Annotated in this window: 10 protein-coding genes; 4 read left to right on the plus strand and 6 right to left on the minus strand. The window is 73.4% G+C overall.

Going from position 1 to position 14,177, the window contains the following annotated elements:
- Positions 1-415 precede the first annotated feature (415 nt).
- The 4 genes from ACTOQ2_RS06430 to ACTOQ2_RS06445 are packed head-to-tail and all read left to right on the plus strand — an operon-like array spanning position 416 to position 6,409.
- The gene (locus tag ACTOQ2_RS06430; protein WP_440098781.1) at positions 416-886 is read left to right on the plus strand and encodes a hypothetical protein; all 471 of its coding nucleotides are present in this window, start codon (positions 416-418) and stop codon (positions 884-886) included.
- Entirely contained in the window at positions 883-2,628 is a 1,746-nt protein-coding gene (locus ACTOQ2_RS06435) for a glycosyltransferase (protein ID WP_440098782.1), read from the plus strand. Before ACTOQ2_RS06430 ends, ACTOQ2_RS06435 begins: the two co-directional genes overlap by 4 nt.
- On the plus strand, positions 2,628-4,562 hold the full coding sequence (locus ACTOQ2_RS06440; protein ID WP_440098783.1) for a glycosyltransferase: 1,935 nt from the start codon (positions 2,628-2,630) through the stop codon (positions 4,560-4,562). Before ACTOQ2_RS06435 ends, ACTOQ2_RS06440 begins: the two co-directional genes overlap by 1 nt.
- Positions 4,559-6,409: a glycosyltransferase gene (locus ACTOQ2_RS06445; RefSeq protein ID WP_440098784.1), complete on the plus strand. Its 1,851-nt coding sequence runs from the start codon at positions 4,559-4,561 to the stop codon at positions 6,407-6,409. Before ACTOQ2_RS06440 ends, ACTOQ2_RS06445 begins: the two co-directional genes overlap by 4 nt.
- A gap of 115 nt (positions 6,410-6,524) precedes the next feature.
- Here the strand turns inward: ACTOQ2_RS06445 and ACTOQ2_RS06450 are convergent, their stop codons facing one another.
- The 6 genes from ACTOQ2_RS06450 to ACTOQ2_RS06475 form a co-directional block, all read right to left on the minus strand.
- Positions 6,525-7,373: a polysaccharide deacetylase family protein gene (locus ACTOQ2_RS06450; RefSeq protein WP_440098785.1), complete on the minus strand. Its 849-nt coding sequence runs from the start codon at positions 7,371-7,373 to the stop codon at positions 6,525-6,527.
- Positions 7,374-7,651: 278 nt separating this feature from the next.
- Positions 7,652-8,944, minus strand: a complete 1,293-nt coding sequence (locus ACTOQ2_RS06455) for a homoserine dehydrogenase (protein ID WP_440098786.1) — start codon at positions 8,942-8,944, stop codon at positions 7,652-7,654.
- Positions 8,945-9,005: 61 nt separating this feature from the next.
- Positions 9,006-10,388, minus strand: a complete 1,383-nt coding sequence (lysA, locus tag ACTOQ2_RS06460) for a diaminopimelate decarboxylase (protein ID WP_440087224.1) — start codon at positions 10,386-10,388, stop codon at positions 9,006-9,008.
- A 186-nt stretch (positions 10,389-10,574) separates the two neighbouring features.
- Positions 10,575-11,387 carry a neutral zinc metallopeptidase gene (locus ACTOQ2_RS06465; RefSeq protein WP_440071858.1) on the minus strand — a complete coding sequence of 271 codons (813 nt, stop codon included), beginning with the start codon at positions 11,385-11,387 and terminating at the stop codon, positions 10,575-10,577.
- 43 nt (positions 11,388-11,430) lie between these two features.
- On the minus strand, positions 11,431-12,135 hold the full coding sequence (locus tag ACTOQ2_RS06470) for a DALR anticodon-binding domain-containing protein (protein ID WP_440098787.1): 705 nt from the start codon (positions 12,133-12,135) through the stop codon (positions 11,431-11,433).
- A gap of 98 nt (positions 12,136-12,233) precedes the next feature.
- Entirely contained in the window at positions 12,234-14,141 is a 1,908-nt protein-coding gene (locus ACTOQ2_RS06475; RefSeq protein ID WP_440098788.1) for a hypothetical protein, read from the minus strand.
- Between the last annotated feature and the right edge of the window lie 36 nt (positions 14,142-14,177).

A 14,177-nucleotide genomic window follows, 5' to 3' on the forward strand; every position in this document is an offset into this window, starting at 1 on the left:
CCGGGGAGAGCCGACAGGCGTGCTCGGTGCCGGCCGGGCGGTGAGAACCGTGGGCGCCGCGGCCCCCATGGACCCCACGGACCCTGTGGAAGCGGACCCCGTGGAACTCGTGGACCCCGGGGGCACGCGCCCCCGGCACCGGCCGCGGGAGGCTCACCGGGGTGGCGGGAGGGGGCGGGGGAAGGGCGGTCGGCTGCGCGGGCACGAGCGAAGGATAGCGAGGTGAGAAGATCCCTTCTCGCCGCATATCACACTTGACATCGAGGATCACCGCCAAACACTCGCAGCTGTCACACAGGTCACAGGAACCTTCGAATTTCCTATTTATCGCCGTATCTGCACTTGAGGAGCCGATAACCTCAATTACCACCCACAAGGACAGGTAAAGACAGAGCGGCACGGAAGGTAAGCGCGGATGCCCACGCCCCGAAAACTGACGCTTCTGGCGGCGATCCTCGGCCCGGTGTTCCTGATCGCGCTGACGCTGCTCGCGAGCACCGGGATCATCTCGGTCACGGCGGCCATCGTGCTCGGCGCGATCGCGACGGTACTCGCCGTCCAGGTGCTGGCGGTCGCGACCGTACGCAGGGTCGACGGCAAGGCCCAGCGGATCGACGCCCGGGTCAAGCGCTACGAGGCGGAGCTGGCCACGGTCAAGACGGCCACCCAGCGGCTGGACCGGCGGCTGGACGAGATCGTCGAGCTGCTCAAGGATCACGAGCGCAAGCGGGACGAGGACCTGCAGGCGATCCTGGTCTCCCTGGGCGAGGACCGCCTGGCCTCCGTACCCCGGCGCCAGGAGATCGAGGAGATCGTCCACGACCTGCTGCCGCGCCTGGCCGCGGAGAAGGCCGGGACCGAACGGGCCACGGAGGAGAGAGCGTGACCGAAACCGGCTTCGCCACCTCCGGCGCCGCCCCGTCCGCCCGCCCGCGCGACGACCGTGCCGGTTGCGACGACCGCGCCGACCGGGGTGAGCGGGCCGGCCGGGCCGGCCGGGCCGCTGTCCCGCGCGCCAGGATCAGGCACAACGACTACGGGTCGCTGCGCCCGCCCGACCTGGGCGAATGGGAGCCCCGGCTCAGGGTGAGCGTGGTGATCCCGGCGCACGACTGCCAGGAGGCCCTGGAGCGCACGCTCGCCGGGCTGGCCGCGCAGACCTACCCCGCGCACCTCATGGAGGTGGTCGTCGCCGACGACGGCAGTGACCCGCCGTTGCGCGTCCCAGAGATCACCCCGGCCAACACCAGGCTCGTCCGGGTGCCCGACGGCCGATGGGGACGCGGCTGGGCCCGCCAGACCGGCGCCGCCGCAGCGGCGGGCGACATCCTGCACTGGGTCGACTCCGACATGATCCTCGACAGGGAGCACGTCGAGGCGCACATGCGCTGGCACCATCTCGCCCCCTACGCCGTCGTGATGGGTGACGTCCGCTTCACCCTCGACGGGACCGGCCCCTCCGCCAGGGAGGTCTTCTCCGCGGTGGAGGCCGGGGACGCGGAGAAGCTGTTCGACGAGTCCGCGCCGCACGAGTGGCGGGCCGGGGTGCTGGAGGAGACCCGGTGGCTGCGGGACGCGGGCGCCGGGGCCTACCGGCTCCACTCGGGCGCCACCACCTCGGTTCCCGTGGCCCTGCTGCGCTCGGTCGGCGGGGTGAACACCACGCTGAACATGGGTGAGGACACCGATCTCGGCTTCCGCCTCGCGCAGGCGGGCGCGGTCTTCGTCCCCGACCCGCGGGCCCGCGCCTGGCACCTCGGGCCGTCCACGGTCATGATCCGGGAGAAGGAGGTGCACCGGCACAACTGGTCGGTGCTGCCCGACCTCATCCCCGACCTGCGCTGGCTGCGCACCCACCCGCGCAGGGCCTGGCTGGTGCCGTACGTGCACGTCGTCGTCGACGCCCGCGGCGCCTCCTACGAGGACGTGCGGGCGAGTGTGGACTCCGCGCTCGCGGGCACCCTCGTCGACGTCGCCGTCACCGTGGTCGGGCCCTGGTCGGACCTTCCCGCCGGACGCCGCCCCTCCCTCGACGAGCCGCTGCTCGACCTGCGCCTGGTGCGCAACCTGTACGTCCACGAGCCGCGCGTCTCCTTCACCGAGGAGGTGCCCGCGGGCTCAGCTCCCGCGCCGTTCAGGCTCACCTTCCCCGCCGGGTGGGCGCTCGGCGCCGACAGCCTGGCCGAGCTGGTCAAACTCGCCGAGCGTGAGGAGTACGGGCTGCTGAGCGTGGCGCTCGACGAGGGGGCCTCCGGGGTCAGGGCGGCCAGGTTCGAACGCACCGCCGCCTTCGCCAGGGCGGCGCTGGTGAGCGAGGGACCCGACGGCGACGACGACGGGCTCGACGACGTCGTCCACGAGATGTTCGGCTCGCTCTGGGTGAGCGCCGCGGAGGCCGGCGTGACGACCGCCGACGAGGCGGAGCCCGTCGCCGGGGACACCGCGAAGTGGCGGGCCGACTCCGCGCGCTGGAAGCGCGAGGCGGAGGGCCTGAAGGACGAGGTGGAGAGCCTGCGCGCCGAGACGGAACGGCTGCGGGCGGAGGCCGGGCGCCTGGCGGCCGAGCGGCGGCGCGGCCCGCTGGGAAGGATCACTTCCATGGCCAGGCGTCGGGGGAAGACCGGCTGATGTCCTTTCTGATCGAACTGGTCCGCGCCGCCCTGGAGCGGAGCGGCAAGCGACGCGTCCTCGTCTACTGCGCGGGCTTCGAGACCCTCGGCGAGCTGGAGACGTACGGGGCGATGGACCTCGACGGCGACCTCGACGGCATCCCGCGCGCCGAGGAGGGCGCCGCGGAGATCCTGGTGCTCGCCCGCACGGCGACCGACGTCCGCAGGGCCGCGAGCCTGCAGTCGCTGCTGCCCATGGCCCCCCGGGTCGTCGTCGCCGTGCGGGAGACGCCGCACTGGTACACCGCGCCGGTGATCTCCCCCACCCCCGCCCACCGCTGGCGCGCTCTCGTGGAACTCCGCGTCCACCAGCCGAAACAGCATGCCTGGGTGGTCGAGGCGAGCTTCTCCAAGCCGGTGCCGGCGGGACGGACGCTCGCCGCGACCGCGAGGGCGTTCGGCGGGCACCGGATGGACGCCGTCGCCGGGCCCGTCGCCGGTCTGGCGGGGCCGGGAGCGGCCCATTGGCGCCCCGGCGACCCGAACGCGGCCCCGGCCCCCCTGACAGGGCCCGTCCCCGACAGGTTCGGCGCCCGCGGCGCCGACCTGGTCGTGCGCGCGGTCGGCGAGGAGCCGCCACCCTGGACCGGCGCCGAGTCCCCTGGCAGGACCACGGTGGATCGCCCGGTCGCCGGGCTGATGACCTGGGAGAGGCTCGGCCGTCCCGGTGGCGGCAGAATCCTGGAGGACGGCCTGGGCGACCTGTCCGAGCCCTGGACCATCCCCCCCGTCGACGACCGTTCGGTCAACCCCATGAACTTCGTCACCGTGCCGTCCCTCGGCACGGCCGACCTGTCCTCCGAGTCCGGCCGCTGGACGATCACCTGCGAGGGCAGGACGCTCACCTCCTTCGACGCCTCCGGCCGCGTCACGGACGTTGACGTCAACCGGATCAGGCAGGTCAGAGGGGTACGGGTGGACTGGCGGCGCAGCCACACCGGCCCGCCGGCCGCGCTGCGGGTCGTCACGGGACTGGCGGCGGCCGGGGTGCCCCTGGTCTCCGAGGCCGTGCCGCGCTGGGCGGGCGCCCTCGGCCCCGAGCTGGCCAGGCTGATCACCTCGGTCGACGGGCCCGCGCTCAAGGACGACCTGGAGCGCGAGGAGCACAGCATCCGGCTGCGCCGCGAGGCACTGCGCCTCCACGGGGTCCGTGCCCGCTGGGAGCAGCTGGGCGCCCCCGCGGCGCCCGTGCCGACGGTCTCGGTGCTGCTCGTCACCCGCCGCCCGGACATGGTGGGCTTCGCGCTGGAGCAGCTGTCCAGGCAGCGCGGCGCCGAGTTCGAGGTGATCCTCGCGCTGCACGGCGTCCCCGCGACGCATCCCGGCGTGGCCGGGGCCCTGGCGTCCTTCGAGCGGCCGGTCACCGTGGTCGAGGCCGACGGCGGGACCGTTTTCGGGACCGTGCTGAACCAGGCCGCGGCCAGGGCGTCGGGGTCGTTCCTGCTGAAGATGGACGACGACGACTGGTACGGGCCCGACTTCATCTCCGATCTGCTGCTGGCCCACTCCTACTCGGGCGCCCAGGTCGTGGGCATGGTCCCCGAGTTCGTCTATCTCGCCTCGATCGGGGTGACCGTCCACCGCGAGCAGATCACCGAGCAGATCACCAACTTCATCGCCGGGGGCACCATTTTCTCCGAACGCTCCGCCTTCGAGGCCGTGGGCGGCTTCCGTCCGATGCCCGGCACGATCGACGCCCAGTTCCAGCACGCCGTGCAGGCCGCGGGCGGGCAGATCTACCGCACCCAGGGTCTGGGCTACATCCTGCGGCGCGGGAACGTCGCCAACCACACCTGGCGCGAGCCGATCGGCACGTTCCTGCGGCGCAACAAGCGCCAGTGGCGCGGCTTCCGGCCCAGCGCGCTCATGGAACTCCCCCGGGAGGCACAGTGAGCACGCCGCGGATCCCCCCTGACGCGCCGTACGTCCCCGACGCGCCGTACGCGACGCCGGTCCCGGCCGAAGGTGGCGCGAACGTTCCGCCGGTCCCTGCCGGAGGCGACGCCGCGAACGCGCCGCGAGTCCTCGCCGGCGCCCCCGCCGGCACGCCGCGGATCCCGGGCAACGACTACGGGGTGCTGGCCGTGCCCGCCCCCGGCGCGTGGGAGCCGCACCTGACGGTGAGCGTGGTGATCCCCGCCAAGGGGCGGCAGGACAGGCTCGACCTCACCCTGGCCGCGCTCGCCGCCCAGACCTACCCCTCTCACCTCCTTGAGGTGATCGTCGTGGACGACGGCAGCTCGCCCCCGCTGCGGCTCCCCGAGATCGCCCCGGAACGCACCCGGATCGTCGGCGACGCCTCCGGCCGCCGGGGCATCGCCTGGGCCCTGGAGACCGGTACGGCCGTCGCGGACGGCCAGGTGATCCACCGGATGGACGCCGACATCGTCTCCTACCGGGAGCACGTCGAGGCGCACATGCGCTGGCACCACCTGGCCGGCTACCTGGTGGTGATGGGGACGCTGCGCTTCACCGCGATGGCCGGCATCCCGCCCTCCCCCGCCGAGGTCCAGATCGCCGTCGCCAAGGACAGGGCGGGTCTCCTCTTCGAGGAGGATCCCGAGCACGGGCACGACTGGATCGGCGAGCTCGTCGCCGCCCACCGCGGCTTCCGCGACGCGCCCAGCTCCTTGCTGCACCGCGTCCACGTGGGCGCGACGGTCTCGCTGCCGGCCGCCCTGCTGAGGGAGACGGGAGGGCTGGACACCTCCCTGGCCCTCGGCGAGGACACCGAGCTGGGCTACCGGCTCACCCAGACGGGCGCGGTGTTCGTCCCCGACGCCGAGGCTCTGAGCTGGCACCTGGGCACGACGACGGCCATGCGCAGGCCCGCGGACGTCAGGCGGCACAACGACCCGTTCATCGCCGACCGGATCCCGTACCGTCGCCACCTGCGCACCGACGCGGGCCGGCAGTGGCTGGTCCCCTACGTCGACGTCGTGGTGGACGCCGGGGGTGCCTCCTTCGAGGACGTCAGGGCGAGCGTCGACGGGGCGCTGGCCAGCACCCTGCCCGACGTGCACGTCACCCTGACGGGGCCGTGGGCGTCACTGGACGGCGAGCGCCCCGCACCGCTGGACGACCCGCTGCTCGACCTGCGGCTGCTGCGCGGCCAGTACGCCCACGACGGCCGCGTCTCCTTCGCCGAGCGGGTCCCCGCGACCTCGGCGCCCGCGCCGTTCCGCCTGGTCTGCCCGGCCGGGTGGGTACCGGGGGCGGACTCGCTGGCCAGGCTGATCGAGCAAGCGGAGAAGGACGACGAGGGCCTGCTGCTCGTGGCGCTGGACGAGGACGAGTCGGGAGTGCTGGCCGCCCGCCTGGAGCGGACCTCCGCCGTCGCGAGGGCGACGCGCGTGCTCCGCGAGGGCGAGCGGCTCGACGACGTGATCGCCGACCTGCACGGGGCGACCTGGCTGGACGCGGAGTCGTGGAAGCTGCGGCCCGCCGCCCGCGCCTACCCTTACTGGGCCGTGAACCGCAACCGGGAGGCCGCGCACTGGAAGGCCGCGGCCGAGTCGCGCGCGCGGGAGGCCGAGCGGGCCCAGCGGCAGGTCGCCGCCCTCAAGGCCGAGCTGAAGGAACTGCGTGCCAAGGCCGCCAAGGGCAGCCGCGACACCGTCAGGTGGAAGGAGAAGGCCGAGCAGCGCCGCCTGGAGGCCGTCGCCCTGCGCCAGGCCCAGCAGCGCTCCCTGCTCGCCCGCGCCGCCCGCCGTCTCCGCAGGCTCACCGAGGGCTCCTGACGCCCTGCCGCCACGCCCTGCCGCCACGCCCTGCCGCCACGCCCTGCCGCCACGCCCTGCCGCCACGCCCTGCCGCCGAGGACGCCCCGGACACCGGGCGTCCTCGGCGGCCCGGTCACTCCTGCCTGGGCAGGGGGCGGTACCGGGCGCCGACGGCGCTCTGCAGGGTCCGCACGACCGTGCCGTGGGCCTTGCGGCTCACCAGCCAGTCGAGGAACTGGCCCATGAGCTTGGGAGTCGTCGAGTAGAGGCCGCAGTCGTCGCAGACGCGGTGGAACACCATCGGGACCAGCCCGCCACCGTCCTTCTCGGCGTTGAGGACCTGCTGCTTCATGTGCCGCAGCAGGGTGTCCTCGCGGATGGACCCCGGCGTGCGGATGTCGTAGCGGCTCTTCGGGCGGAGAGTCTCACCGGCCGGGCAGCCGGGGCACCCCCACTCCTTGAGCCCGCCGACCCCGCGAGCCGCGTCGTAACCGCACCGCCGCGCCACCGCCATGGCGTCGGCGTCGACCGCGCCGAACGGGTAGGCGAGGGTGGTGGGCCGGTACCCCCACGCCACGAGCGTCCTGCGGTCGTCGCAGATCTGGCCCTCCTGCTCGCTCTGGGTCAGCTCGGTGAGACGCACGTGGGTCAGCGTGTGACCGCCGATCTCGTGACCCTTCCTGGCGATCTCGGCGAGCCCGCGGCGGGTCAGTTTCTGCTCACCGCCGACGGTCTCGGTGTTGACGTAGAACGTTCCACGCATGCCGCGTTTCTCCAGCATGCGGGCCACGGCGGGGTGGGAGGAGTCGCCGTCGTCGAAGGTGAGCGCGACGACCGTCCTGACCTTCTTCGCGGGCCGTTCGGCCGCCGCGTGGGCCGCCGGGCCCAACGCCGCCACGACGGTCAGCGCCGTGGCGAAAGCCGCCGCCCGGCGAAAGACCTTCCCGGTGAGCCCTCTTTCGCGGAACGGCAAATAAAGCATGAAAGCACCTTATAAGCCGATAGAGGTCACCAAATAATCTGTTACCAAATGCCCAGGAACCCGATGCCGAGCCGGCATGGCACGATCGCCGCGAGGGCCGGGACCGGGTCCCCTGACAGTGCCGGCGACGGCGGGACGCTCCCGTGCCGAACCGGCGCGGGCCAAGCAGACCGAGCAGACCGACGGGCCGACGGGCCGACGCCGAATCAACGCGGACCGGGCGGGCCGGGCACCGCGGACCGGCCCGGCCCGGCCCGGCCCGGCCCGGCCCGGCAGCGCTAGGGGGTGTCCTCGCCCTCGACGCGCATGACGCTCACCACGTCGCGGACGATGTCCAGCTCGCGCAGGCCCTCGATCGTGGCGGAGAGCGCGGCGTCGCTGGCCCGGTGGGTGACCAGCACCAGCTGGGCGTCCGCGCCGTGCCCCTCCTGCCGGACGGTCTGGATGGAGACGTCCTGCTTGGCGAACATGTCGGCGACCCTGGCGAGCACGCCGGGCTTGTCGGCGACGTCCAGGGAGACGTGGTAGCGGGTGACGGTCTCGCCCATCGGGTGCACGACCAGATCGGCGTACGTGGACTCCTCCGGCCCCCGGGTGCCCGCCAGCACGTTGCGCGCCACGGCCACGATGTCGCCCAGCACGGCGCTCGCGGTCGGGGCGCCGCCCGCGCCCGCGCCGTAGAACATGAGCTGCCCGGCGGAGCGCGCCTCGACGAACACCGCGTTGTAGGCCTCGCGGACCCCTGCCAGCGGGTGCGTCCTGGGGATCATGGCCGGATGCACCCGTACGCCGAAGGACCTGCCGTCGTCGGAACGGGCGCAGATCGCGAGCAGCTTGATGACGTATCCCATGGCCTTGGCGCTGGCCACGTCCGTCGCGGTGATCTCGGTGATGCCCTCGCGGTGCACGTCGGCGGCCGTCACCCGGCTGTGGAAGGCGATCCCGGCGAGGATCGCCGCCTTGGCCGCGGCGTCGAAGCCCTCCACGTCGGCGGTGGGATCGGCCTCGGCGTAGCCCAGCGCCTGCGCCTCCCCGAGCGCGTCGGAGAACGAGGCCCCGCTGGAGTCCATCTGGTCGAGGATGTAGTTGGTGGTGCCGTTGACGATGCCGAGCACCCGGTGCACGTGATCCCCGGCGAGCGACTCGCGCAGCGGCCTGATCAGCGGGATGGCGCCCGCGACGGCCGCCTCGAAGTAGAGGTCGGCGTCGCCTGCCCTGGCCGCGGCGTGGACGGTCGCGCCGTCCTCGGCGAGCAGCGCCTTGTTGGCCGTGACGACCGACTTGCCGTTGTTCAGCGCGGCCAGGATGAGCGATCTGGCGGGCTCGATGCCGCCGATCACCTCGACGACGATGTCGACGTCGTCCCGGGTGACCAGGGCCTCGGCGTCCGTGGTGAGCAGGGCGGGGTCCACGTCGGCGTCCCGCCTGCGGCCCAGGCGCCGCACGGCGACCCCGGCGAGCTCCAGCGGCGCCCCGATGCGGGCGGCGAGGTCGTCGGCCTGCTCGTGCATGAGCCTGACCACCTGGGAGCCGACGACGCCGCATCCCAGCAGTGCGACTTTCAGTGCCATGCGGTCACGCCCCCTTTTCGCTCACACCATGGGCGGGCATCCCCCGCCGCTCCGGGTCGTTTCACAGCTGTCCTCTCAGGAGGTCGTCCTCGGTCTCCCTGCGGACGATCACGCGGGACACCCCGTCCTTGACCGCGACCACGGCGGGCTTGGGGAGGTAGTTGTAGTTGTTGGCGAGCGAGCGGCAGTAGGCGCCGGTGCCCGCGACGGCGATCAGGTCGCCGGTGGCCAGGTCGGCGGGGAACCACAGGTCGCGCACGACCATGTCGCCGCTCTCGCAGTGCTTGCCGACCAGGCGGGAGAGCATCGGCCTCGCGGCGCTCTCGCGGGAGGCCAGGCGCGCGGTGTAGTCGGCCCCGTACAGGGCGGTGCGGATGTTGTCGCTCATGCCGCCGTCGACGCTGACGTAGGTGCGCAGGCCCTCGACGTCCTTGATCGTGCCGACCTCGTAGAGCGTCACCCCGGCCAGGCCTGCGATGGCCCTGCCCGGCTCGACGGTGAGCTTGGGCACCGGCAGGCCCGCGGACCTGGCCACCTTGCTGACGATCTCCCGCAGGTTGTCGGCGATCTCCTTGACGTCGGGCGCGGTGTCGCCCTCGACGTAGGGGATGCCGTAGCCGCCGCCGAGGTCCAGCTCGGGCAGCACGACGTCGTGCTCGTCCTTGATCTTGACCAGGAGGGTGGCCAGACGGGCCGCGGCCACCTCGAACCCGGCGGTGTCGGTGATCTGGGAGCCGATGTGGGAGTGCAGGCCGACGAGCTCCAGCTGGGGCAGGGCGAGGATCCGCCTGGCCGCCTCCGCCGCCGCGCCGCTGCTCAGCGAGAAGCCGAACTTCTGGTCGTCGTGGGCGGTCGCGATGAACTCGTGGGTGTGGGCCTCGACGCCCACGGTGACGCGGATCATCACCTTGGGACGCCTGCCGTGCTTGTCGGCGAGGAAGCCCAGGCGGGCGATCTCCTCGAAGGAGTCGGCCACGATGTGCCCGACCCCGGCCTCGACGGCCTTCTCCAGCTCGGCGAGCGACTTGTTGTTGCCGTGCATGGTGATCCGCTCGGGCGGGAACCCGACGCTGAGCGCGACGGCGAGCTCGCCGGCGCTGCAGACGTCGAGGCCGAGGCCCTCCTGCATGATCCAGCGGGCGACCTCGCGGCACAGGAACGCCTTGCCCGCGTAGTGGACCTCTCCCCCGGAGAACGCGCTCGCGTAGTCGCGGCAGCGGGAGCGGAAGTCTTCCTCGTCCACCACGTAGAGCGGGGTGCCGTGCTCCTCGACGAGGTCCCTGACGTCCGCGCCGCCGATCGTGATCGAGCCGTCGGCGCGGCTCGACGTTCGCGGCCAGATCGTGGGGTCGAGCGTGTTCAGATCGGCAGGTGCGTGCGGAGGGCGCTCCTCGGGCAGCACTTCTGCATGCCGGTCACCGGCGGGGTGGGCGAATCGACTCACCCGATCGAGGCTATCGGACCCGGTGATCCCCCTGAGACGATTGCCCACCTATCGAGACGCGATCCACCTCGAACACGCGAACTTTTTACGTTATGTGCCACTTTGGCGACATATTTTAACGTCGTACGGCGACACGATCTTCGGGAGAGACCGGAGCGAGACCGTTCCGGGGAGACCCGGGCGAGCCTAGGAGACCGAATCGGCGGGAGCCGCCCAGGTGTTGCAGGACCCCACGGTGCCGCCCTCCTGGCCGCGCCGCATCCACTCGGCGCTGCTGGCCCCCGAGCCGTGCGACTGCCGGTAGCCCGCCTCGACGCCCTCGTCGGCGCCGGAACCGCGCCCGGCGAGGAGGCGCAGGCTCTCCAGTCGGCGCGGCGCGGCGGCGCGCAGCGTCACCGCGGCCAGGCAGTCCGCCTGCAGTTCGAGCCGCCGCGACCACGCCTCGTCGAAGGCCTCCGAGCCTCTGCGGTCGGCGATCCCGCTGACCTCCTGGACGTGGTGGGCGTACTCGTGCGCGAGCGTGAACATCATCGGGAAGGCCCGCTCACCCTCGACCAGCACGTTGACGACGCGCGGCTCGGGACAGTAGATCCCGGCCCAGTCGTAGTCGTCGATCCCGCACGCGGCCTCCTCGGGGGCGTCGACCAGCCGCACCTCCTCCGGCGGCTCGTAGTCGATGCCCGCCCGTGCCAGGGTGTCGGCCCACATCCGGTCCAGGCACCCGCCGAGGGCCTCCAGCGACGTGGTGAGGTCGGCGTCGAGGTCCCGGGGAAGCGTGCCGCAACGGCCGTCGACCGGCCGGGTCTCCTGGTAGAGGCGATGCGTCGCCGCGGCCGAGCGGGCCGAGCCCGGGGCGGTCCCGAGGAGTTCCCTGAGGTCTCCGCCCAGATAGGCGAGCCCGCCAAGGATGACGGCGAAGGCGAGCAGGGTCGGCAGCACCCGCCGGACCATCCCGGATCGGCGCGGCTCGCGCGCCTCCCAGTCCCGGGGCCCGGCCATTCACCTCTCCCCTGATCTCTTTAAGCTCCTTTGGGAGGGTCTATCACAATCTGTCGGGCGCCGTCTCGCCAAGCGCCGCCAGCGCCTCGGCCAGCACGTCCCGCACGGCCCGCGCCAGGCGCACCCGGGCGGCGTGCAGCTCCGACGGCTCCTCGTCCCCCGAGGGAAGCGCGGGGGCCCCCTCGAACGCGTCGTGGTAGGCCAGGGCCAGCTGCTCGGCGTAGGCGGCCCACCCGGGGTCCCGGCTCACCCGCCTGCCGTGCACCTCGGCCAGCAGCCTGAGCACCGCCCGGTCCCTGCGGCCCTCCAGCAGCTCGGGCCTGAAGTCCCCGCCGACGCCGAGTTCCGCGGCCCAGCGCTGTACGGCGACCGCCCGCGCGTGCGCGTACCTGACGACGAACCCGGGGTTGGCCCACGTCCTGGGCAGGTCCTCCCACGGGGACCCGCCCGCGCCCGCCACCCCGCCCGCGCCCGTGCCCTCGCCCGTGATCCCGGCCGTGACGGCGGGCGCGTCCGCGCCGATCTCCGTGACCAGCTCGCCGGGCACCGCCACCACGATCTCCAGGAAACCGCCGGGCCGCACCCGGACGGCCGTGATCCCCGGCAGCGTGCGGAGCCGGCCGGCCGTCTCCTCGGGGTCCTCGCCCCGGCGCAGCGCGGCCGGGGAGACGTAGAGCGCCTCCCCGGCCCACGTCCCCCTGGGGATCGGTGGCAGGCCGAGGACCTCGCCGAGCGCGCCGGGCGTCATCCCGGCAGCCTAACGACCCCCGGACGGCCCGCGCTCGGACCAGGGCGTGCGGGCCGCCCGCCGCCGTCGCGGCGAGGAACGCGCACCCGGGGACGCGCTCAGATCAGGGCGTGCGGGTCGGCCGGGCCGTAGTCGACGAGCTGGGCCGAGCCGAGCAGCCAGCGGTCACGGTCGCGGAGGCAGACGTACCCGAAGCGGTCGGCGGAGAAGACCTTGATCCCGTCGGCGCGGCACTGGCGCATCAGCACGTCGGCCCAGTTGTCCGAGACGTCGGCGAAGCCGATGCCCCGCAGGACCGCGCGGCGGGCCAGCAGGGTGGCCCCCGCCACGTCGGGCAGGTAGGAGTACTCCGCCGAGGGCTGGCGCAGCACGGTCGCCGCGACGTCGCGCAGGTGGGCGTAGTAAGCCGCCTTGCCCACGATGTCGGCGTTGGCGAACAGGAAGGCCCGGCTGAGATCGGTCAGGTAGTGCTCGCCGTACCGGTCGCGGGCGTCCATCACCGCCACCAGGTCGCCCTGGCACAGGTCGAGGGCGCGGTTGAGCAGGCCGCCCGTGGTCAGCTCGGTGTCGGAGCGGCGCACCGCGACGTCCACCCCGTCGGGCATCGCCTCGCGGGCCCGGCCGACGGCGTCAGGGGCGTCCGACAGCAGCACCAGCTGGACGACGCCCTTCTGCGGCGCGACCTGGGCCAGCGCGTAGTCGAGGTCGCCCCGGTCGATCATGATCACCGAAATGTTCAGGGTGGCCCTGCCGCTGGGCAGGCCGATCGCGTCCAGCAGGTCGTCGACCTTGTTGGTCATCGTGCCCGAGGCGTACGCCTGGCGGAGCGCCAGGTGGGCGCGGCGCGGGTCGGGCTCGGTGCCGATGGGGGTGCCGCAGGCGGCCAGCTCGGCCATCCGCCAGGGTTCCGTGCCCGGCGGGCAGTCGACCGCGACGGGCCAGCGGTAGGAGGTGAGCACGTCCGGGTACGACAGGTGCCCGGGAAGCAGCTCCTCCAGCGAGAGCACCCGCTCGAACCGGTCCCCGGCCAGCGGCAGCGGGTTGTGCACGCGCGGCTGGACGGCGAAGGGCAGGATTCCCAGCGAGGGCGCCCGGCGTCCCTGCTCGGGCTCCTGGGCCGCCAGCGCGGCGCCCCACGGTCCCACGGACCTGGGCAGCGCGGTCACGACGTGCTCGAACAACCTGGCCGCGGCGACGAACTCGCCGGGCTCACCCTCGGTGTGCCAGAAGACGGTGCGGATGCCCCGCTCCGCGCACCAGGCCAGCAGGGACCGCAACCCCTGGTCGGGACTGCGCAGCTCCGCGGCCCACGGCCCCTCGGTCACCGACTCGACCAGCAGCAGGTGCGGGACCTCGGCGGCCAGCACCCGGGCGAAGTCCCTCGGCGTGAAGCCGGTGGTCTGGCGCCACTCGTAGCGCAGCAGCGCCTCGCCGTGCGGCGCGGCGATCACGGCCGCGGTCAGGTGCGGGCGGGTGTTCGGGCCGGTCGGCACGCGGTACGGCTTGAGCTTCACCGACCTGCCGCCGACGGTCCTGACGGAGCTGGTGGCCTGGAAGGACGCCCCGGGGGCGGGCGCCTTGTCCCCCGCCTTGCGCGGCACCGGCTGGCGCTTGGGGGCGGTCGGGCGCTTGGCCGGCTTGGCCGCCCCGCGCAGGCCGCGCGCCAGCCGCACCGGGTTGCTCTTACCCGTCTTGATCGCGTCGCCCAGCCGCGACCAGCGGGCCACCTGCACCGAGGAGAGCTTCCACCTGGCGACCTCGGCCTGGTAGCGCTGCTCCGCCAGGTCCTTGCGGAGCTTCTCCTCGGCCGCGTTCGCGGCCTCCAGCCGCTCCTCGGTCTCGCTCAGGAGTTCCCTCACCCCGCGCAGTTCCTCGGCCGCACGCTCCGCATCGGCGATCTTTGCCTGTGCCGCGTCAAGCAGGCGGGCCAGCTCGGAAGCCCTCTCCGCGTGCGCCACCGCCTCCCGCAACGCCTGTCGTGTGCTTTCGAGTTGCTCGCCCGCCACGCCGTCCTCCGTTTCGTGAGCCGGGCGAAAGGATAC

Origin of the sequence: Streptosporangium sp. H16, assembly GCF_051918855.1 — a bacterium.
Lineage (GTDB): Bacteria > Actinomycetota > Actinomycetes > Streptosporangiales > Streptosporangiaceae > Streptosporangium.

What these genes read in the sequence shown, in the direction of transcription:
- ACTOQ2_RS06430 (WP_440098781.1), top strand. Translation starts at nt 416, where the DNA reads ATGCCCACGCCCCGAAAACTGACGCTTCTGGCGGCGATCCTCGGCCCG.
- ACTOQ2_RS06465 (WP_440071858.1), bottom strand. Translation starts at nt 11,387, where the DNA reads ATGGCCGGGCCCCGGGACTGGGAGGCGCGCGAGCCGCGCCGATCCGGG.
- ACTOQ2_RS06440 (WP_440098783.1), top strand. Translation starts at nt 2,628, where the DNA reads ATGTCCTTTCTGATCGAACTGGTCCGCGCCGCCCTGGAGCGGAGCGGC.
- ACTOQ2_RS06450 (WP_440098785.1), bottom strand. Translation starts at nt 7,373, where the DNA reads ATGCTTTATTTGCCGTTCCGCGAAAGAGGGCTCACCGGGAAGGTCTTT.
- ACTOQ2_RS06470 (WP_440098787.1), bottom strand. Translation starts at nt 12,135, where the DNA reads ATGACGCCCGGCGCGCTCGGCGAGGTCCTCGGCCTGCCACCGATCCCC.
- ACTOQ2_RS06455 (WP_440098786.1), bottom strand. Translation starts at nt 8,944, where the DNA reads ATGGCACTGAAAGTCGCACTGCTGGGATGCGGCGTCGTCGGCTCCCAG.